Annotated in this window: 16 protein-coding genes; 6 read left to right on the plus strand and 10 right to left on the minus strand. The window is 73.3% G+C overall.

The features are described from left to right. Nucleotide 1 precedes the first annotated feature (1 nt). Nucleotides 2–205 (plus strand): Trm112 family protein, encoded by a 204-nt coding sequence (locus tag FRADC12_RS18280; protein WP_045877564.1) that lies wholly within the window; start codon nt 2–4, stop codon nt 203–205. 107 nt (nt 206–312) lie between these two features. After that, nucleotides 313–1,464 (plus strand): SIS domain-containing protein, encoded by a 1,152-nt coding sequence (locus FRADC12_RS18285; protein WP_045877565.1) that lies wholly within the window; start codon nt 313–315, stop codon nt 1,462–1,464. A 312-nt stretch (nt 1,465–1,776) separates the two neighbouring features. On the opposite strand, the gene FRADC12_RS18290 is transcribed toward FRADC12_RS18285, so the two are convergent. Both FRADC12_RS18290 and FRADC12_RS18295 read right to left on the minus strand, forming a co-directional pair. Next, nucleotides 1,777–4,104, minus strand: a complete 2,328-nt coding sequence (locus FRADC12_RS18290; RefSeq protein WP_052711289.1) for a transglycosylase domain-containing protein — start codon at nt 4,102–4,104, stop codon at nt 1,777–1,779. Nucleotides 4,105–4,517: 413 nt separating this feature from the next. Next, entirely contained in the window at nt 4,518–5,063 is a 546-nt protein-coding gene (locus FRADC12_RS18295) for a MerR family transcriptional regulator (protein ID WP_232303877.1), read from the minus strand. Nucleotides 5,064–5,232: 169 nt separating this feature from the next. Here FRADC12_RS18295 and ahcY point away from each other — a divergent pair, with 169 nt between their 5' ends. After that, complete coding sequence (gene ahcY, locus FRADC12_RS18300) at nt 5,233–6,534, plus strand: adenosylhomocysteinase (protein WP_084010946.1); 1,302 nt, start codon at nt 5,233–5,235, stop codon at nt 6,532–6,534. 148 nt (nt 6,535–6,682) lie between these two features. On the opposite strand, the gene FRADC12_RS18305 is transcribed toward ahcY, so the two are convergent. The 3 genes from FRADC12_RS18305 to FRADC12_RS18315 all read right to left on the minus strand — a co-directional run bounded on the left by FRADC12_RS18305 (nt 6,683) and on the right by FRADC12_RS18315 (nt 11,210). Further along, nucleotides 6,683–7,615: an RDD family protein gene (locus tag FRADC12_RS18305; RefSeq protein WP_045877566.1), complete on the minus strand. Its 933-nt coding sequence runs from the start codon at nt 7,613–7,615 to the stop codon at nt 6,683–6,685. Further along, nucleotides 7,612–8,634 carry a stage II sporulation protein M gene (locus tag FRADC12_RS18310; protein WP_045877567.1) on the minus strand — a complete coding sequence of 341 codons (1,023 nt, stop codon included), beginning with the start codon at nt 8,632–8,634 and terminating at the stop codon, nt 7,612–7,614. Before FRADC12_RS18310 ends, FRADC12_RS18305 begins: the two co-directional genes overlap by 4 nt. Before the next feature lie 146 nt (nt 8,635–8,780). Continuing rightward, the gene (locus FRADC12_RS18315; RefSeq protein ID WP_045877568.1) at nt 8,781–11,210 is read right to left on the minus strand and encodes an alpha-amylase family glycosyl hydrolase; all 2,430 of its coding nucleotides are present in this window, start codon (nt 11,208–11,210) and stop codon (nt 8,781–8,783) included. Nucleotides 11,211–11,371: 161 nt separating this feature from the next. Here FRADC12_RS18315 and FRADC12_RS18320 point away from each other — a divergent pair, with 161 nt between their 5' ends. Further along, the gene (locus tag FRADC12_RS18320; RefSeq protein ID WP_045877569.1) at nt 11,372–11,827 is read left to right on the plus strand and encodes an SRPBCC family protein; all 456 of its coding nucleotides are present in this window, start codon (nt 11,372–11,374) and stop codon (nt 11,825–11,827) included. 50 nt (nt 11,828–11,877) lie between these two features. Here FRADC12_RS18320 and FRADC12_RS18325 read toward each other — a convergent pair whose 3' ends face one another. The 5 genes from FRADC12_RS18325 to FRADC12_RS18345 all read right to left on the minus strand — a co-directional run bounded on the left by FRADC12_RS18325 (nt 11,878) and on the right by FRADC12_RS18345 (nt 17,622). Further along, a complete protein-coding gene (locus FRADC12_RS18325; protein ID WP_045877570.1) occupies nt 11,878–13,206 on the minus strand; it encodes a DUF58 domain-containing protein in 1,329 nt (442 codons plus the stop codon). 6 nt (nt 13,207–13,212) lie between these two features. Then, a complete protein-coding gene (locus FRADC12_RS18330; protein WP_045879805.1) occupies nt 13,213–14,262 on the minus strand; it encodes an AAA family ATPase in 1,050 nt (349 codons plus the stop codon). 194 nt (nt 14,263–14,456) lie between these two features. Continuing rightward, entirely contained in the window at nt 14,457–15,842 is a 1,386-nt protein-coding gene (locus FRADC12_RS18335) for a DUF4350 domain-containing protein (protein WP_052710990.1), read from the minus strand. Further along, nucleotides 15,839–16,516, minus strand: coding sequence for a DUF4129 domain-containing protein (locus FRADC12_RS18340; protein WP_045879807.1), 678 nt, complete (start codon nt 16,514–16,516; stop codon nt 15,839–15,841). Before FRADC12_RS18340 ends, FRADC12_RS18335 begins: the two co-directional genes overlap by 4 nt. After that, nucleotides 16,516–17,622, minus strand: coding sequence for a hypothetical protein (locus tag FRADC12_RS18345; RefSeq protein WP_198152958.1), 1,107 nt, complete (start codon nt 17,620–17,622; stop codon nt 16,516–16,518). Before FRADC12_RS18345 ends, FRADC12_RS18340 begins: the two co-directional genes overlap by 1 nt. 251 nt (nt 17,623–17,873) lie before the next feature. Here FRADC12_RS18345 and FRADC12_RS32415 point away from each other — a divergent pair, with 251 nt between their 5' ends. Together FRADC12_RS32415 and hpf are read left to right on the plus strand one after the other, a co-directional pair. Next, the gene (locus FRADC12_RS32415; protein ID WP_052710992.1) at nt 17,874–18,863 is read left to right on the plus strand and encodes a ComF family protein; all 990 of its coding nucleotides are present in this window, start codon (nt 17,874–17,876) and stop codon (nt 18,861–18,863) included. A gap of 398 nt (nt 18,864–19,261) precedes the next feature. Next, a complete protein-coding gene (hpf, locus tag FRADC12_RS18355; RefSeq protein WP_045877571.1) occupies nt 19,262–20,113 on the plus strand; it encodes a ribosome hibernation-promoting factor, HPF/YfiA family in 852 nt (283 codons plus the stop codon). The last annotated feature ends 240 nt before the right edge of the window (nt 20,114–20,353 follow it).

Raw genomic sequence — 20,353 nt, forward strand, 5'->3', positions numbered from 1 at the left:
CATGAGCCTCGATCCACTGCTTCTGGAGATCCTCGCCTGCCCCTGCCCGCAGCACGCTCCGCTGCGGCAGGACATGCTGGCCGGCGCCCCGGTCCTCGTGTGCACCGCCTGTAACCTGGCATTCCCGGTGCGTGACGACATTCCGGTGATGCTGCTCGACGAGGCAAGCCCGTTCCCGGAGGCAGCCGCCCCGGCGAAGTCCTGATCGGTGCTGGGGCCTGGCTGGCGGCCCCACTCCGGAGCCGGGCCGATACGTGCCCTTCCAGCCGGTTCACCGGGGCAGGGCAGGTGTGAGGGCGGTTGACTAGCACGGTGTACGTCGACGAAAGCGTCCTGGACGACCCGGCGCGCCTCGCCGTGGCCGACCCCGGGGAGCTACTGCGGGAGCTCGCGACCGGCGGTCGGCAGATCCGGGAGACCTGGCGCCTTGCCGAGGAGGCCGGTGCCGCCAGGCTGGGTGCCGATGGCCGGCCGCGAGCCGTGCTGGTCGTCGGCACCGGGGCCGCGGCTGGCGCGGCCGATGTGCTCGTCGCCGCCGCCGGTTCGGTCAGCCCGGTCCCGGTCATCGGCCATCACGACCACGGACTGCCCGGCTGGGTCGGCGTGGCCGACGTCGTTCTCGCCGTCTCCGGCTCCGGACGCTCGCCGCTCACGCTGAACGCGGTCGAGGACGCCGACCGGCGCGGCTGCCGCATCCTCGCGGTCGGCCCGGCCGACACCCCGCTGCACTACCTGGCCGACCGGGCCAGGGCACCCTTCGTCAAGATCGACGGCACCAGGCCGGAGCGGGCCAGCCTGTGGGCGCTGGCCACCCCGCTGCTGGCCGTCGGAGCGGCCCTCGGGGTCTGCCGGGACGCCGCCGCCGGCATTGAGGCGGCCGCGGCCCGGCTGGAGGAGATCGCCGGGCGAAGCCGGCCGTCCAGCGAGTCCTTCGTCAACCCGGCGAAGCTGCTCGCCCTGGAGCTGGCCGGCACCCTCCCGATCATCTGGGGCACCTCGCAGGCGACCTCGGCGGCGGCCAGCCGGGCGGCGACCCAGCTCGCCGTCACCGCGAAGTACCCGGTGCTGCACGGTGGCCTGCCGCACCCGGGGATCTACCAGATCGCCGCCTTCGACGGCGTCTTCGGCGCCCGCGCCGCGGCGGCCGACGCCGGGAACGACGAGCTCGACGAGTTCTTCCGGGACCGGGTCGACAACGAGATGACCACGCGGCTGCGGCTGATCCTGCTGCGCGACCCGGGGCACGAGCATCCGGACGTGACCCGCCGCGCCGAGGCGGTCGTCCGCGTCGCCGCCGAACGCGGGGTCGGCGTCACCGAGCTCTCCGCGACGGGCAGCCACCCGGTGGAGCGAATGGCCTCCCTGGTAGGCCTGCTGGACTACGCGTCGGTCTACCTGGCGATGCTGATCGGCATCGACCCGAGCCTCGAACCAGCCATCCACGACCTCGACCGCGTCCGCTGACGCGGCGCGGGTACCTCCCCTCCGCCGCGCACACCATCACCTTCGTGCAGTGATCGCTGTTTGGCCCTCCGGTGGTCGTAAATACTTTCTGGTCACGACCAGCCGGATCCTGCTGGCCAATTACACGCAGCTACGACTCGGCCGGGACTGGCCGCCGATCAGGGGCGAGCGGTCGTTCCGGCGTCCGTTATGTGGCGTATGTCTGGGCGCCTCTTCTAGATCACCCGAGGCTCTCCCGAATTAGCCAGCAGGGTCCAGCCGAGGGCCAAAACAGCGATCAACAGCCGCCAGGGGACGCCGGACCGGCCGCAGCTAGTGGCCGTTGCCGTTGCCGTTGCCGTTGTCCTGGCCCGGGAAGCGCGGGCCCGTGGTGTCGCCCCCCTGGCCGGGGGACAGCGGGGTGACGGTGACGGTGCCTGGCTGGCCTGACGGGCCGGTAATCGGCTGGCCGGTCAGCGGGTCGATCAGCACGTCAGGGGACGCCGGCGGTGCCGCCGCGCCGTCGGTCTGGAAGCCGCCCTTCGTGCCCTGAGCGACCGTCGGGTCGGCCTTGGGCAACGGCTCCACCGGTGTGCCCTGTAGCGCCGTCTTCAACGTCCGACTGAAGATCAGAGCCGGCAGGCCGCCGCCGAAGACCTCGGGCCAGGTTTTCCCGTCCGCCTTGAGGCCGGCGAGGTTGTACTTCGAGCCGCGAGGGTCGCCGAGCGCGACCGCGGCGGCCATCTGCGGGGTGAAGCCGACGAACCAGGCGCTGGAGTAGTTGTCGTTGGTCCCGGTCTTGCCTGCGGCGGGGCGCCCGATGTTCGCGTTCGGGGAGCCGGTGCCGTTGGTGATGACTCCGGCCAGCACGCTCGCGACCGTGTCCGCGATGCCCTCGGAGATGACCTGCTTGCAGTCGGGCTTCGGGGCGATGTCGACGTTCTCCTTGGAGGAGTCGATCGCCGAGGTCACGAACCGCGGTGTGCAGTACTTTCCGCCGTCGGCGAAGACCGCGTAGGCGTTGGCCATGTCGAGCGGCGCGATCCGGGTGTCCTGGCTGAGCGTCAGGCCGCCGAAGGTCGGGCCGAGGATGCTGGACATGTCCGTCTTCGGGATGCCGAGGCGCTCGGCCATGGCGGCGACGTTCATGACGCCGACTTTTGCCTCTAGCTGGATGTAGTACGTGTTGACCGAGTCCCAGGTGCCGTTACGCATGTCGTAGAGGCCGGACTCCGACTCGCTGGAGTTGGAGTAGCCCTGCTGGCACGTGTCCTGGGGGTCGTCGGACCTGCCTTTGGGGAAGATGCTCGTGATCTCAGGCCAGGTATCGGGGTTGAGGCAGCTCGGCGAATAGAACTGCGTCGACAGGCCGTAGCCCTGCTCGAGCGCCGCGGCCATGGTGAACGCTTTGAAGGCGGAACCGGGCTCGAACCCCCCGCCCTTGACCGCGTCAGTGACGAGGTTGATCTTGGTCTGGTTCTGGGCGGTGTCGTCGCCGAAGTTCCGGTTCTCGGCCATGGCCAGAATGTTGCCGGTCCCGGGCTGGACGACCGCGATGGGCGCGACGGCTCGGCTGTCCCGCCCGATGGTCGTGTCGACGGCGTTCTGCGCCGCCTCCTGCGTCCTCAGGTCAAGGGTCGTGTGGATCTGCAGGCCACCCTCGTACAGCCGCCGTTGCCGCTCCTCTGTGGTGGAACCGAGCGCCGGGTCGTTGGACAGCTCGGCCCGGACGTAGTCACAGAAGAAGGGCGCGATGGAATTGCTGCAGGAGTCGAGCGCGCTGCCTTCGGTCGTGTTCAGCATGATCGGCAGCTGCTTGGCCCCGGCCGCCTGGGTCGCCGAGATGTACTTCGACGTCACCATGTGGTCGAGCACCTCGTTGCGCCGCGTGGTGGCCGCCGCCTTGTTGGTGGTCGGGTCGTAGCGCGACGGGCTCTGCACCAGGCCGGCGAGCAGCGCGGCCTGGCCGAGGGTCAGGTCCTTGACGTTGACGTTGAAGTAGTGCTCCGCCGCGGTGCCGACGCCGTAGGCGCCGTCGCCGAAGTAGGCGATGTTGAGGTAGCGGGTGAGGATCTCGTCCTTCGGGAGGATCTTCTCGAGGGCCGACGCGTAGCGCAGCTCCTGGATCTTGCGGCTGACCGACGGGTCGGTCGCGGCCTTCCGCTCGGCCGGGGTGGTCGCGTTCTGTAGCAGCACGTTCTTCACGTACTGCTGGGTCAGGGTCGAGCCGCCCTGCTGGACGTCGCCGGCCTGGCTGTTGCGCAGAGCGGCGCGCAGCACGCCCTTCGGGTCGAAGCCGCCGTGTTCGTAGAACCGGGCGTCCTCGATTGCGACGATCGCGTGGCGCATCACCGTGGGGATCTGGTCGCCGTCCACGACGACCCGGTTCTCGGCGCCGTGCAGGGTGGCGACGACGGTGCCGTTGGCCGCGAGGATCTGCGAGTTCTGCGGCAGCGGCGGGGTCGCCAGCACCGAGGGCAGATCCAGGTAGTGGTCGGCGGAGGCCTTGGCGAACAGGCCGAGCCCGGAGACGAGTGGCAGGGCGAGGAGCGCCACGACCAGCGCGATAGCCAGCGAGATGATCGCGGCCCGGCCGCCGAACGCGCGCACGGCGCTGCTCGGGGGTGGTGGCGGCGCCGGCGCCAGGGGCAGGTCGAGCACGGGGCGTCTGCCCCCTCCGTCGCCGCCGTGCCGTCCGCCAGCGGTGTCGCGGTCCTTGACCGCGGTCCCGCCGCGGCCGGCTCGACTGAGCCGGCCGGTATGGCCGCCCGCGTGTCCACCAGCGGGGATCGGGCCGTCGGCGCGGCGTGCCGAGCGACCGGATCCCGCCACCGGTGTCTGCGTGTCCCGTCCGGCAGCCGTGGCCGTCACCCCCAGCACGAGAGTCCATGACGTCGGCCCGGCCGGTCGGGACGGGGGACGTGTCCGGTGGACCTGTCAAGCATGCGTGAGCTGCCGAAAGGTCGCCCGGCGGCATCCGGTCTGGGAGTCGCCGCCCCGGTTCTGCCCGCGCGCTCGGTCGTCGCGGGCATGGACAACCGTACCGGATGCACCTATGGGCGGACGGGACGGTGTCAGGGCAGGTCGAGCAGGCGCCGGGCCTTCTGCGCCTCGAAGTCCAGCGCGGCGACCGGCGGGTGCGGGGCGATCCGGCGGGTCAGCTCGCCCAGCCTGCGCACGTCGGCGGCGACCGCGGGCTCGGCGAGCACCCGTACCGCGAAGGCCAGGTCGCTCGGGCTGATCTGGTAGCGGCGCTCCAGCTCGTCCGCGTAGGCGGCCGCGACCAGCTCGCGCTCGCCGTACTCCCGATGGCCGCCGGCGGAGCGAGCCGGCGTCACCAGTCCGAGCGACTCCCGGTAGCGCAGCATCCGCGGCGTCGTCTCCAGGACGGCGGCGGCCCGCGCGATCGGCAGCCGCTGCTCCGGACGCAGCCGGACCTTCGCCCGTAGCCGCTCCAGCACCTCGCGCACGAACCGTTCCTCCCGCACCTGGGCCTCGGCGTACGCGCGCCGCGCGGTCGGCAGCCAGGCCGCGGCCCGGCCCGGAACCTCCCGGCCGCTGCTGCCGACGCCGGCGGCGTGGTTGCCGGCGGTCGAGGGGCCCGGCCTGCGAGCGATCACGAGGCGAAGCGTAGCCGGGAGTGGCCTTCGTTGGCACGTAATCTTACATCCAGCTGTCAGCTTCGTTGACTCCTGGCGTCCGCCCGCCGATGGTCGAGACGGTGGACCTGACAGTCTCTCGGTTCGCTCCGGCGGCCGCTGCTGCCGCGCTCGCAAGGAGGAACTGAACGTGACGATCGCCGGGTCCGTACCGCTGCCCCAGAACGCCCTGCCGAAGCACGACGTCGCCGACCTGTCGCTGGCCGAGCAGGGCCGGGCCCGGATCGAGTGGGCCGACCGGGCGATGCCGGTGCTGCGCCAGGTGCGGGCCCGGTTCGCCCGGGAGCGGCCGTTCGCCGGCAGCCGGATCGCCGCGTGCATGCACGTGACCACCGAGACGGCGAACCTGATGCGCGCCCTGGTGGCCGGCGGCGCCGAGGTCGTGCTGTGCGCGTCGAACCCGTTGTCCACCCAGGACGACACGGCCGCCGCGCTGGTCGCGGAGTACGGGGTCTCGACGTTCGCCCGCAACGGCATCGACCGGGACGGGTACTACGCCCACATCGACGCCGCGCTCGACACGGCCCCGCACTACGTCTTCGACGACGGCTGCGACCTGGTGAACACGCTGCACACGGCCCGCACCGACGTGCTCGCCGGCGTGCTCGCCGGCTGCGAGGAGACGACCACCGGGGTGATCCGGCTGCGGCGGATGGCCGCCGAGGACGCGCTGCGCTTCCCGGTGGTCGCCGTGAACGACACCGACACCAAGCACATGTTCGACAACCGCTACGGCACCGGTCAGTCGACCCTGGACGCGATCTTCCGGGCGACCAACACGCTGCTCGCGGGCAAGACCGTCGTCGTCGCCGGCTACGGCTACTGCGGCCGCGGGGTGGCGTCGCGGTCCAAGGGGATGGGCGCGAACGTCGTCGTCACCGAGATCGACCCGACGAAGGCGCTGGACGCGGCGATGGACGGGTTCCGGGTGCTGCCGATGGCGAAGGCCGCGGCGGTCGGGGACGTCTTCATCACCGTCACCGGCAACAGGGACGTGATCCGGCCCGAGCACATCGAGCTGATGCGGGACGGCGCGATCCTCGCGAACTCCGGGCACTTCGACGTGGAGATCGACGTGCTGGGGCTCGCGGCGCTCGCGGTCGAGGGGCCGCGGCGGGTGCGGCCGAGCACCGACGAGTACGTCCTGGCCGACGGGCGGCGGGTACTGCTGCTCGCCGAGGGCCGGCTGGTCAACCTCGGTGCCGCGGAGGGACACCCGGCGGCGGTGATGGACATGTCGTTCGCCGACCAGGCGCTGACCGCGGAGTGGCTGGTGCAGACGGCCCGGTCGCTGGAGCCGGGCGTCCACGAGGTGCCGGCGGAGATCGACAAGCAGGTGGCTGGCCTCAAGATCGAGACAATGGGCCTCGAGATCGACACGCTCACCTCGACCCAGCAGGACTACCTGAACTCCTGGCGGCACGGGTCCTGACACCCGATTCCTGACGTTGCCCTGTCAGCTTCCGGTCCAGTCAACCGGGGGGTACAGGTCCACTCTGACATCATCCTGTCAGGATGGGTTGACGCCTGGAAGGTGTCGGGCCGGTCAGCGGGACGGGCCGGTCAGCGGGACGGGCCGGTCAGCGGGACGGGCCGGGCGGCATCGTGACCGTGCCGACCGGGAACGGGCCGACCGGGAACGGGCCGCCGGGGCCGTAGCCGGGTATCGGCAGGGGTGCCGCGGGCCGCTGCGCCACCAGGTGCGCCGGGTAGTACTCCAGCGGGATGCCCGGGATCTCGCCCGGCCCGTAGTGCGCCCGGGAGACCGCGCGCAGCCGCTGGTAGGACCGCCGCGTCCGCTCGGCCAGCACGGCCGACAGATATGCCCAGCCCGGCGTGCCCGGCGGTGCCGGCGGGGTGACGACGGCGCTGACCTGGGCGACCAGGTCGGCGCCGATCCGCTCCTTGGCCTCCGGAGACAGCTCGTGCACCCGGCCGAGGAACCCGCGCACGGTGCCGGTGAGCTCGTCGTCGAGCCCGGTGAGATCGAGTCGGGTCACCCAGCCGGCGAGCGGCACCGCCACGGTCGGCACCGCGCCGATCAGCGCCGGCACGGACTCGTGCACCACGACGGTGCCCGCGAACAGGTCACCCAGCCGCTTGGCCCGGCTGGAGAAGAGCATCGCCAGCACGGCCGGCAGCCCGAACAGCACGCCGGGCCGCTCCGCGACGGCGCCGATCAGCCCGCGGGTGAACGCGTGCCGGAACCGGACCGGGCCGCCGTCGTCGCGGACCACGCGCAGCTTCATCACCATCTTCCCGATGGTCCGGCCGCGCAGGAAGGTCTCGCAGATGACCGGATAACCGAGCATCGTCGTCACGTACACGACCAGCACGGTCGCGGCGGCGAGGGCGTCGTCCTGGGGGTTCACCGCGAGAATGGCGGTCACCAGCGTGCCGTAGAGCACGGCGATCTGAATGACCAGGTCGATCAGTCCGGCCACCATCCGGGAGCCGAGCCGGGCCGGCCGCAGATCGATCGCGACGGCTTCCCCGGTGACGACCCGGCTCACCCGGACACCGCCTCGGTGACGGGGACCAGATCGGCGGCCAGCTCAGCGTCGAGATCGCCGGTCTCACCGGCCGCCGCGGCGCGGGAGCCGTAGACCCAGACGTAGCCGACGAACAGCGACCAGGCGAGGGCGCCGATCCCGATCCGGACCGCGGTCGGCAGGCCCGACGGGGTCACGAAGGCCTCGATCAGGCCGGAGACCGCGAGCGCGGCCGCGAGCCCGAACGCGATCGACACCGCGGCCCGGCCCTCGGCGGCCAGGGCCTCGACGCGCCGTCGGCCGCCGGGGGAGATGATCGACCAGCCAAGCTTCAGCCCGACGGCTCCGGCGGTGAAGACCACGGTCAGCTCCAGCATGCCGTGCGGCAGGATCAGCGAGAAGAACTCGCCGCCGTGGCCGCAGCTGGCCATGTAGCCGCCGTCGACACCGACGTTGAGCGCGTTGTTGACCAGGACGAACAGTGTAGGCAGGCCCAGCAGCACGCCGAGCGCGATCGCCTCCGCCGAGACCCACGCGTTGTTCGTCCAGACCTGGCCGGCGAACGAGCTCGCCGGGTTCTCGCTGTAGTAGTTCTTGAAATCGTGCTGGCACAGCGCGGTCACGTCGCTCGGCGGGATCAGGTTCTCCCGGGCGTTGGCGTCATGCGTGATCCACAGCGCGCAGGCCAGCGCCAGCAGCAGAGATCCGACCGTCGTCCCGATCACCCACCACCGGCGGTGGTAGACCGCCGAAGGGAAGGTGGCGACGAAGTACCTGCCGACAGTCCGCCAGCTCGATTCGGCGCCACCGGTCACGGCGGCCCGGGCCCGGATCACCAGCGACGAGAGGTCGTCGACCAGGGCCTGGTCATGCGACCGGCCGCGGACCACCGAAAGCTGGGTGGCGACCCGCTGGTAGAGCTCGACCAGCTCGTCGAGCTCCGAACGCGTCATCCTGCGCGGCCGGTTCGCCCTGTCGACGAGGTGGCTCAGCCGGAACCACTCCGGCCGATGGACGGCCACATACGCGTCCAGATCCATCGCACCGTCCGAATGTCCAGGGCCAACCTGTGTCCAGGGCCAACCGCGGCCGTCGCGGAAATACTGTCAGACCGCCCGGCGCGGTGGGAGGTGCCGTCGGCCAACCGACCGGCCCTGGAGGCGCGGGCCGCGGCCGGATGCCCGTCTCAGCCGGACCCGGTGCCCGGCGCCCGGGTGAAGACGAGCGTCGTGACGGCGGGGAGCCTGAGGTCGAGCGTGGCGTCCCCGGCCGGGCTGACGGGGGCGGCGCCGGCGGTCGGGACGTCCCCGCGGCCGTTGTAGGCGGGATCGTCGGTGCTGAGCCGCAGCCGCCACGGCCCGCCGGCCAGCGACGGGTGCCGTAGCAGGTAGCTCGGGAACGGCGAGTTGTTCAGGCTGCTGACGACCAGCAGCTCCGCGTCGCCCTCGCCAGCCGGGCCGGTGGTGGCCGGGTCCGACCAGCGACGAAACGCGATCACCCGGCCGGCGTCGTTGGTGTGCAGGACTTCGAGGCCGCGGCTCCTGGCGGCGGGCATGGCGAGACGCAGGCCGACCAGGTCGCGGTGGGCCGCGAACAGGCCGGCGCCCGACCCGGCCCGCAGCCCGTAGAGGTCCTCCTTGTTCTCGGTGAAATGGTTGTACGTGTACGCCTTCTGGGCACCGACCTCGTCGCCCATCAAGAACATCGGGGTCCCGGCCGCGAGCAGGCTGAGCGCGGTCACGCAGCGAATCCGCGCCTCGGCGTACCACCGGGTCTCGCCGACCAGCGGGGCGTTGTCCACCGCGACCAGGATGTTGCGCTCGGAATGCTCGGCGTTGCCGGCCTCGTCGTGGCTTTCCGGATAGACGACGGTCCGGTTCGCCGAACCGGCGAGCGCGCCGGCGAAAAGGCCCATCGCCAGCGGCCCGGTCAGCTCCTTGCCGGCGGTGTCGAGCAGCCGGGCGTATTCGGGTCCCTCATCCTTGTCGCCGATCAGGTGATGGTAGAAGTCGACGTACCAGCGGGCGTCGAATCCGAGGCCACCGGTCTGCACCGGCTCGGTCACCTCGTCCCAGCCGGAATGGTCCTCGGCGATCAGGATGATGTCCGGAGCGATCGTGCGCAGCGTCTGGCACAGCTCCCGCAGGAACTTGCGGCCGGCTACGTTCGCCGCGCCCACCGGGCTGCCGTCCGCGTGCAGCGCGTTGTACAGGTGGATGGACGTCGTCTGGTCCAGCCGGAAGCCGTCGACGTGGAACTCCTCGACCAGCGCGGCGGCGCTCGCGACGAACAGCGCTCGCACCTGCTCCTCGCGGTAGCGGGGTGCCCAGCCGGACGAGAGGTTGTCGACGTAGCCGCCTTCCGGGAACGCGGCATGGTCGGCGTCGCTGCCCTCGTACCAGTAGTAGGAGTTGTGGCTGGGCGTCGTCGTGTCGTACATCCATTCGGCCCGCTCGGCGTCCTGGGTGAAGTGGTTGAAGACCAGGTCGACGAGGACGGCGATGCCGCGCCGGTGGCAGGCGCGGACGAACATGGCCAGCCCGGCCCGGCCGCCGGCGCTCTTCTCCACGGCGAGGAAATGCGACGTGCCATAGCCCCACGACCGCGACCCCGAGAACTCCAGGATCGGCAGCAGCTCGACCGCGTTCACGCCCAGGTCGGCGAGGTAGTCGACGAACGCGGCCGCGTCGGCGAAGGTGCCTGCCCTGGGATCGCCCGACGGGTCGTCCGTCTCCGCGGGTTCGCCGAACCCGAGCGCGCCGACGTGCAGCTCGTAGATGACCAGGTCCTCGACCTGGCGTGGCAGCGGCTGGGCCGGGTCGAGCTCGTCGGCCCAGAAGTCCTCGGCGCCGGTCCCGAACGCCGCCGGACTGGTGTCGACGACGACCGAGCAGCTGACCGATCCGTCCAGGCCCGCGGCGTCGCCGTCGTAGTGGGCGCCGTCCGGGTTGACGTCCCCGCCTCCGCTCTGCTGGCGGGAGTAGGGGTCCGTTCGCCAGGCGACCGAGCCGTCCTCGCGGGTGACCCGGTAGAGGTAGTAGCCGCCGACGTGGTCGGCGAAGCCGTCGGCGCGGGCTGCCCAGACTCCGTCTGGGCCTGGGCTGAGCGGGAGCCGGGGCTGCGCCGAGGCCGCGCCGAAGCCGTCGTCGGCGATGTAGCCGCTCGGCCCGCCGAACGCCACCTCGACCGCGCGGGCGTTCGGCGCCCAGACCCGGAACAGGACTCCGCCGGCGCCGTCGGGAACGGCGCCGAGGAAATGGTGGCTGGTGAGAGTGAACGTCACGTCGAGCGCCGCCGGCCCGGCCGGGTCGAGCGCCAGCAGCCGCACCTGGTCGGTGTCGGTGGGGTCGGCGACTTCACCGGGGATTCCCCAGAACTGCGACCCGTCTTCGCCCAGCAGCCATACGCCCCAGCGGAAGGTGAAAGGCTTGGACGCGTCGAGGGACACGGTCGCGCGGAAGGCGGGAGTGCCGTCCGGGCCGGTGGTCTCGGTCATCGGTACGGACGTCCACGTCGCGCTCGGGTGCCCGCTCGCGTCCCAGCTACCGGTGAGCAGCGCGCCGGTCGCGATCCGCCGCGCCACGCCGGTCCGGTACTCGAAGACGACCTCGGTCATCCGCCGGCCACGGTCACCGGCTGGGCGGCCATCCCAGAACCGGCCGGTGTCCGGTCGCGGTCCGCGTCGGATTTGTGGCTCATGGAATTCAATGTAGATAGTCGCGCTCTGCCGGCCTTTAGGGGCCGGCTCGCGGTGGAAGGGAACGTCGGGAGGACGCCGTGTACTACGAGACCTCGGTGCGGGTCGCCGCCTCCGCGGACCAGGTTTGGGCCGTGCTGCGGGACGTCGAACGCTGGCCGGAATGGACGCCGACCGTCAGCCGGGTGGACCGGGTCGAGTCCGCGCCGGAGTACGTGCCCGGCGCGGACGGACCGGCCGGCGAGCTCACCAAGGGCGATGTCGTCAGCATCAAGCAGCCGAGGATGCCGACGCTGAGCTGGACCGTGCTCGACTGGTCCCCGGCCGGCTTCTTCTCCTGGTCGGCGAGCAGCGGTGGCGTCACGACGGTCGCCGAGCACCGCATCGACCGGACCGACGACCTCGGCGTGACGGTGACGCTCAGCGTCCGCCAGTCCGGCCCGCTTGCCCCGGTGGTCGGGCTCCTCACCGGCCGGCAGACCCGCCGGTACGTCGATACCGAGGCCGAGGGGCTCAAGCGCCGCTGCGAGCGCTGAGCCGGCGCCCCTGGCTGGCGCCGCGGGTCGGGCAGTTCGCGCGGCCTTGGCTAGAGGCGGCCGAGGGCCTTCAATGTCAGGTAGGTGTCGGTGACGGCCGGGGCGTAGCTGGCCGGGGCCGCGTCGACGACCTCGACGCCGCGACCGCGCAGTTCCTCGGTGAGCTGGCGGCGGCGCAGCAGGGTCTGCTCGGCCGCGGCGGCCGCGTACACCGCGCGGACGTCGCCGCGGCCGGCGGCCAGCTCGGCCAGCCGCGGGTCGCGCAGCGCGGCGACCAGGACGGTGTGCCGGCTGGTCAGCGCCGGCAGCGCCGGCAGCAGCGACTCCTCGACGACCGCCGGCACCAGCTCGGTGAAGATCACTACCAGTGAGCGCCGCCGAGCGGTGCGCAGTACCGTCGAGACGAGGCCCTCGTGGTCGGTCTCGACCAGCGCGGGCTCAAGCGTCGCCATCGCCTTGCTCATCCGCGTCAGCACGTTCGTCTCGGCCGAGTCGGGCAGCACCAGCCGGGCCTCGCTGTCGTGCGCGACGAGCCCGACCCGGTCGCCGGCGCGCAGCGCGACCGCGGCGAGCAGCAGCGCCGCGTCCAGCGCGTGGTCGAGCCTGGGGACGGCGCCCAGGCCGGGCTGGCCGTCCCCCGACAGGACCCCGACCCGGCCGGCCGAGGTGCGGGCCGTGTCCAGGACGCAGATCACCCGGCGGTCCCGCTCCGGGCGGAAGGTCCGCACGACGACGGCGCCCCGCCGGGCGGTGCCGCGCCAGTCGATCGCGCGGACGTCGTCGCCGATCACGTAGTCGCGCAGGCTGTCGAACTCGGAGCCGGCACCGCCGCCCCGGATCGCCACCTGGCCCTCGACCTCGCGCAGCCGCGCCAGCGCGGCCGGCAGATGTCGCCGGGAGTGGAACGGCGGCAGCACCCGGACCCGCCACGGCGCGTGATGGCGGCCCTGCCGCCCGGCCAGGCCCAACGGGCCGAGCGACCGGATGGTGACCCGGTACGGTTCCCGGTCACCCCGCCGGGTCGGGTACAGCGTGGACTCCAGGAACCGCCGTTCGCCGGCGGGCACGGTGACCGTGTGGACGGCCGGCCGGGCGCCGGCCGACGGCGGCCAGCCGTCCCGGATCCGCAGCCGCGCGGTCCGGGCGCCGTTGTTACGGACCGCCAGTACGAGTGGAACCGGCTGGCCGAGCCGCGCGCCGCGCGGCCCGGAGCGGGTCAGCTCCAACGGCCGGACCTGGCCGGCGAGCGCCACGTCCAGCGCCACCAGCGCGATGACCAGCAGGTTGACCCCCAGCAGCACGATCCAGGGAGACGGCGCGAGCGCCACCGCCAACGCGCCCAGGAACGCGCAGCCAACCGCCCGTCCGGTGATCGCCATCCGGCGTCAGCGGGGGACGGGCACGGTCGCGAGTACCTGCTCGAGCACCCGGTCGCCGGTCACGCCGTCGAGCTCGGCCTCGGGGCGCAGGCTGATCCGGTGCCGCAGGGTCGCACGGGCGAGCGCCTTCACGTCGTCCGGGGTCGCGTAGCCGCGGCCGGACAGCCAGGCCCAGGCCTTGGACGTCGCCAGCAGTGCCGTCGCGCCACGCGGCGAGACGCCGAGCAGCACCGACGGCTGGCTGCGCGTCGCGCGGGCGACGTCGACGATGTAGGCGAGCACCTCCGGCCGGACCTGCACGGCCCGCGCGCCGGCGCGGGCGATCGCGAGCTCCGCGGGGCCCGCGACGGCCGTGACCCCGGCGGCGTCCAGGTCGGACGGGTCGAAGCCGGCCGCGTGGTGGGCGAGCACCTTGATCTCGTCGTCCCGGGGCGGCAGCGGCAGCGTCACCTTCACCAGGAAACGGTCGAGCTGGGCCTCGGGAAGCGGATAGGTGCCCTCGTGCTCCACCGGGTTCTGGGTGGCGAGCACCGCGAACGGGCTGGGCAGCAGGCGGGGGGTCCCGTCGATGCTGACCTGGCGCTCCTCCATCACCTCCAGCAGCGCGGCCTGGGTTTTCGGCGGCGTGCGGTTGATCTCGTCGGCGAGCAGCAGGTTCGTGAAGACCGGGCCCGGGCGGAACCCGAACTCACCGGTCTTGGTGTCGTAGAACAGCGAGCCGGTGACGTCGCCCGGCATCAGGTCGGGCGTGAACTGCAGCCGCTTCGTGTCCAGGGTGAGCGCCCGGGCCAGGGTGCGGACCAGCAGCGTCTTGGCGACGCCGGGCACGCCTTCCAGCAGCGCGTGGCCGCGGCAGAGCAGCGCCACGACGAGGCCGCTGACCGCGGCGTCCTGGCCGATGACGGCCTTGCCGACCTCCGAGCGCAGCCGGATGAGCGCGGCGCGGGCCGCGTCCTGGTCGGCCGTCGGGGGTGTCCCCGGTGGCGGGGGCGGCGGGGCCGCGGGGGACTGGTAGTACGCGGGGGCCTGGAAGGACGCGGGAGGCGGCGCAGGCATGGCCGGGGGCGGCGAGGTCGAGGGCCGCGCGCTCGGCAGCGGCGGCCACGGCGCGGGGGCGACGGCCTGCGGACCGGTCGGATGCGACGCGACGGCCGGGGGGACCGAGCCGAACGGCGCGCGCAGCGTCTCCGATCCGGCGTCCTCGGGAGCGGGCGGCGCGCCGGGAACGGGGGCGCCGGGGTACGGAGTTGTCACCTTCCACCAACCTGTCGTTCGAGGTCGTCGAGTGCCTCCGCGAGCCGGAGCAGCGCGGCGTCGTCCAGCTCCGGCGGTGGCGGGGCCACGGCTGGCGGCCCACCGGGGGCACCGCTGCCGGGGAACGGGACGGCCGGACCGCCCGAACCGTACAGGAGCGCCCAGATGTCCACCGCCGGTCGGCCGGTCCGTTCGGCGACAGAGGCGACGAGCGTCCCCGGATCCGGCCCGGTGATCTCGGTGACCACTCCGCCGGCCCGGACCGTGCCGACGGCGCCCGGCTCGCCGTGCGGTGCCACGCCCATCCGGTCGGCCAGCCGGGCGCGAAGACCGGCACGCAGCGCCTCGGCGGCCAGATCCCGGGCCCGCGCCGCCGCGTACAGCCGGCCGCGGCCCTCGGTGGTCTCCGCGGCCCGCACCACCACCGGCAGGGGCTCCGGGACCGGCGGTCCCAGCCGACGCCCGCGCCACAGGGCCAACAGGACGAGCCCGACCAACAGCTGCAGACAGGTCAGCCAGAACCCACGGCCCAGGAGATGGGCCGCGCCCCTGCCGTCGACCGAGCCCGAGCTGGCCCGCTGCTGGATCACCCAGTCGAGGCCGGGGTGGCGGACGAGCAGGCCGAGCGCGAGGGCCGCGTTGCCGTCCTGGTCGAGCTCCCGGTTCGTGAGGAACGCGGAGCCGCCGAGCAGGACGAAGCGCCCGTCGGCCCCCGCCGGCCGCGCGACGACCAGCGCGGCGGACCGGTCCGTCGGTCGATAGCAGAACGTGCCCGTCGCGGCCGTGTCGCCGCTGAGGCGGTCGTAGTAGGTCGACGGCGAGATGGTCGCGGTACCGGCGGCGGTCGCCTCGGCCAGCGGGCAGCCGGGGGGCAGCGTTCCGCCCGGGGTACTCACGTCGACCGTGTGTACCGGCAGGTGCAGCGCGTCGAGCACCGCCGTGTCCGGCTCGACCAGGACGACGTCGGCCCCGGCGGAGACCCGGCTGTAGAGGCGGTCGAGGGTCACGTCGCTGAGCCGGCCTGGGTGCACGATCACGAAGGTCCGGTCGGAGTCCGACACGCCAGCCGCGCCGGTCGACTCGGCCAGCGCGGTCGCCACGTCGTCGCCGGCCCGCACCGTGACCCCCCGGTGGCCGAGGATCTGGGCCAGCGCCATCGTGCCGTCCGGCGTCGGCGAGGTGCTGTCCAACGACGTGTCGGAGGCAGTGGAGCCGCCGACGAGGGCCGCGATCACGCCGTAGACGACGGCCAACGCGGCGAACACGGCCAGCACGCGGACCAGCCGCCGCCGTGCCGCGGGGCGCGGCCCGCTGGGCTGGAAACTCGGGCTCCCGGACGGGGCGAGCCCCGGCTCCGGGGCGAGATCGGTCGGCGCCGTCATGCCGGCACCGCCTGGGTCGGATCCGGCCGCCGGTCGCCGCCGCGCATCGACGCGAGCGCCTCGTCGGCGCGGACCACCGCCTGGTACCCGGTGGCGTCGGCCGGCCGGCCGCCGTACCAGACGTCGTTGAACACGGTCACGGCGACGCGCAGCTCGTCCTGCCCACTCGCGCCGACGGCGGCCACCTCCATGTGGAGCTCACCGGCGGTGCGGCTGGGCCTGGGGTCGAGGACGCCTCTCTCTTCGAGCATCCGCACGATCGCGCGGAGCCGGGAGCGGACCGCTTCCGCGTACCGGCCGGCCTGGGCGAAGCGCTCCGCCTCGGCACGCAGCGTCTTCGCCGAGAGGAGGCTCGCGAGGTCGGTCTCTTCATGCTGCTTCGACCGAGCCGACCGCCGGACCGGCCCCAGCCACAGCCGCAGCACGACGGCCAGCGCGACGAGGACGAGGACGCCGGCGAGCACTCCGAGGCCGGTGTAGTCGCCGCCGCCCGGTCCGTGGCCGATGATCTTGCCGATGATCTTGCCGAGGAGATGGTCGATCCAGTCGACCACTCGGTGCAGCCAGCCGGGCCGGTGATAGTGGTGCCGGCCGTAGATGCTGCGGGACAGCTCCCGGCGCGCCTCGTCCTGGGCTCCCGGGCGGGTGACCGGTCCGCCGTACGGCGCGGCCATCAGGACCACCGTCCTGGCGGCTGCCCGGGCGCCCAGCCCGCGGCCGGTCCGCCGGGCGCCGTGGGCGGGCGTGGTCCCGGCGGCGAGGTGGCTGCCAGGGCGAAGGCGGGGGCCGCCAGCAGGACGGTCGCCGGTGCGCCTGTCGGGCCGCCGGTGGCCGCGGCCCTGGCCAGGGTCACGTCGAGGGCCTCGCGACGGATTCGCCGGTCCAGGTAGAGGATCGCGATCACGCCGGAGAGCACCGGCGTGACGACCATGGTGATCAGCAGTCCGGCGAATGCCTGGACGACCAGCCCGCCGGTGTTCGGTACCCCGTCGGCGTTCGTCAGCGACCCGAACGACGTGAACAGGCTGACAAGCACGGCGATCACCAGCATCAGCGTCCCGGCGACCAACGCGGCGAGCCCCAGCACGCCGAGCGTGTGCCACCAGGCGCCGCGCATCAGCGAGCGCGAGCGACGCAGTGCCTGGACGACCGTTCCGCCTTCCAGGGCGTACACCGGCGTCGCGAGGCAGTACGTGACCCCGAGCCAGAGGGACAGCGCACCCAGCGTGACCAGGCCGACCAGCGCGATGGCGGTCATCGCCACGGTGAGCACGAGGAGCCCGGGCAGTCGGGGCGCGACCTGCCGGGCCGCGGCGCCCACTGTTATCCGCCGTCCCAGGCTCGCCTCGGCGACGACGATCGCGAGCACTCCGGCCAGCAGCACGACCAGCATCAGCCGCAGCCCGCCGAGCACGGCCTGCAACAGTAGGTAGAACCAGAAGGACTGGTCGCGCGCGGCGATCGCGACGACCGAGAAGACGAGCTCCAGGACGGCGCTGGTCGCGAACGCGAGGCCGAGCGTCGCACCCGGGTTCGTCCGCAACGTCCCGAACGCGCCGTCGAGGATCTCGCTGACGCTCAGCGGGCGCAGCGCCACCGCGGCCGTCGGCGTGGCCAGCCGGGCAGCCGGCGGCGCGAGATCGGCCACCGGCCTCGGGGCCTCGTCGGCGCCTGGTGCCGCCCAGCTGGCCGGCCCCGCGCCCGGCCCGGGCGCGGCGGCTGCGGGCTGGGGTGTGGATGACCATGGAGACGGGCTGGTGACCGGCCCTCCAACGGCCATGCGCACTCCTTCGTCCGGAAGATCCGCTACATCCTCGCAGAGCCGGCGTCGGCGGGCCCGTCTGCCGTCGGATGGCCGACTCGCCACCTTTGTCCACAGGCTCGCGTCTGTCCACAGGTCGGCGCTCCCGCTGGCGGCGTCGTCCGGTTCGGGCTCATCCTGCCCGAGTGACCGGATCATCCACCACGCGGACGCCTCACCTGCCGCGCCAGCTACGGCCGGGCCCGCCGTCGGCCGTGCCTGGCGAGTGCGTGCCCCGGCCGCTGGCCGCCGGGGTTCCTACGGCGTTCCAGGCCACATCGCTGGGCCGGCAGGCGCGCGGTGCGCTGGCGGTGCTCGGCGACCTGGTGCTGCCACGAGCCTGCGCGGCCTGCGGGCGTGGCGCTGCCGCGGTGTGCGTGCGGTGCCTCGCGGCGCTGGCCGGTCCTGCGATCCTCGTCGCCCCGGGCCCCGAGGCCACCCCGGGGCGGCGGGGCCTGCCGCACCGCGCCGCGGCGGCCCGTTACGCCGGCCCGGCCGGCTCGCTCGTGATCGCGTACAAGGAGCGCGGCCGGCTCGACGTCGCTCGCGTGCTCGGTGGCGCCCTGGCCAGGGCCGTGGCCGCTGTACGGGTCGCCGTGGCGGCCGAGGCCCTGTCTGGCGGCTCTGCCGGGCTGGGGGCGCGAGTGCTCCTGCTGGTCCCGGTGCCGGCGAGCGCGGCGGCGGTGCGGCGACGCGGCTTCGACCATGTGAGCAGGCTGGCCGTGGTGGCGGCCGGCCTGCTCCGTGCGGCGGGCACGTCGGCGTGGGTCGCGCCGCTGCTGCGGCCAGCCCGCCGGACGGCCGACCAGGCCGGGCTCGACGCGGTCGGCCGGGCCGCGAACGTCGCCGGGGCGTTCGCGGCCCGGCCGGCGGCCGCCCGCGTCGCCGCGGCGCTGGTGGAGCGAGATCCGTCGCACGCCCCAGCCAGCACACCCGCGGCGCGGGCCGGGCCGGGCCCCGGGGGCGGTCGGAGTGAAGGGCTGGGCGGCATTCTTGTGGGTGGTCCTGGCGGCGGTCCGGACTTCGGCGGCGTCGACGTCGTCGTGGTGGACGACGTGCTGACGACCGGCGCGACGGCCGCGGACTCGATCCGGGCATTGCGCCTGGCAGGGGTGCCTGTCTGCGCGGTGGCGACCGTCGCCGCCGTGCTCGGGCCATCCGGCGCAACTGCGGCGCGCCCACGTGTCCGATTGCCCAACAGAGGGGTACCGGAAGGGTGACACTAGATGGCCTACCGGGGTCCGGGGTGGACCAAACGACCGTCGAGGCGTCCTGGTCGGTTGCCACGACGGAAGGGGACACATTGCGACATACGGGAGTGAAAGTCAGGGTAGGAAGCGCCGAGACCACGCGGGACGACGGGCGAATGCCTTCTCTCGGTCTCGGCGTGGCAGGCAGGCTGGCCGTACGGCCAACCAGGGAGAACGCCCGGCCGAGGTGGGCTGCCACCGTGGCGACGGGCAACGGAGCGGGGGACGGCCAGCAGGACAGATGACCCGGCTCGGACGGGCCCGCCCCGGGCCCGTGCCAGCACCGGGCCGCCGGGTGTCGGGCCGGCGTGGGCGAACGCTCGCGTCGCGCCGCCGATCACCCGGCCGGTGAACGGGAGGTGGATCGCGTGGACATTGTGGTCAAGGGCCGGCACACGGCGGTTCCGGAACGGTTCCGCAGTCACGTCGAGACCAAGCTCGCGAAGCTCGAGCGGTACGACGGCAAGGTCATCCGGGTCGATGTCGAACTGTCCCGGGAGTCCAACAAGCGCATGGCGGACGTCCGGGAGCGCGTCGAGCTGACGGTCTACACCCGGGGGCCGGTGATCCGCGCCGAGGCTGCCGCAGCTGATCCGTACTCGGCGCTGGACGGGGCTGCCGGCAAGCTGGCCGAACGGCTGCGCCGGGCCTCCGAGCGGCGCACCGACCACAAGCATGGCAACAACGGCCATGGTCGCGCCTACGTCGGGCCTCCGTCGATCGCTCGCGATGATCTACTGCCCGCCCCGTCCACGGCGCGGGTAGACGCCAACGGAGGGGCTCCGCCGCCAGCCCAGACCGCAGCGGCCGCGTCATCCGGCGCTGGGGCTGGCCAGGCCGGCGGCGGCGCACCGAGCCACGCCGGCAGTGCGCGGCAGTCGTCCGGAGTGAGGGAGAGCGGCGCGGGCCGGTCGGACGCGTGGGACGAGGACGATCCCGCGCCCGAGGGCTTCGAGGACCGTTACGACCTGCCGGACCGGTCGCCCATGCTGGTGCGGACGAAGACCCACCGGGCTGAGCCGATGACGCTGGACGACGCGCTGTCGAACATGGAGCTCGTCGGCCATGACTTCTACCTGTTCCAGGACGTCACCTCTGGGCGTGCCAGCGTCGTCTACCGCCGGCGCGGCTACGACTACGGCGTCATCCACCTGATGGGTCCCGATGATCCGGCGCTGCCCGCCGATGAGGACCGTGAGCGGGCGGCGCTGCAGGCCTGACCTCGCCAGCGCCTTTCCGGCTCTCGGACGACTGATCTGTCGCTGCGGGCCTGGTGCTCGGGCGGCCTTTCGGTCCGGCCGGACCTGGCCGGTCGACGCGGGTGGGGCTTCGAGGAGTCGTGCCACGCGTCGGCCGGTCGGTGGGGTCCGGTGGTCCGCGCGACCTGCTGGTCTGGCCTACGACGAGCGTGTCCGCGGCAACCGGGGCGAACGAGGCCTATGGATGAGGGGCTTCGGTGG

The sequence above is a fragment of the Pseudofrankia sp. DC12 genome (assembly GCF_000966285.1).
Taxonomy (GTDB): domain Bacteria; phylum Actinomycetota; class Actinomycetes; order Frankiales; family Frankiaceae; genus Pseudofrankia.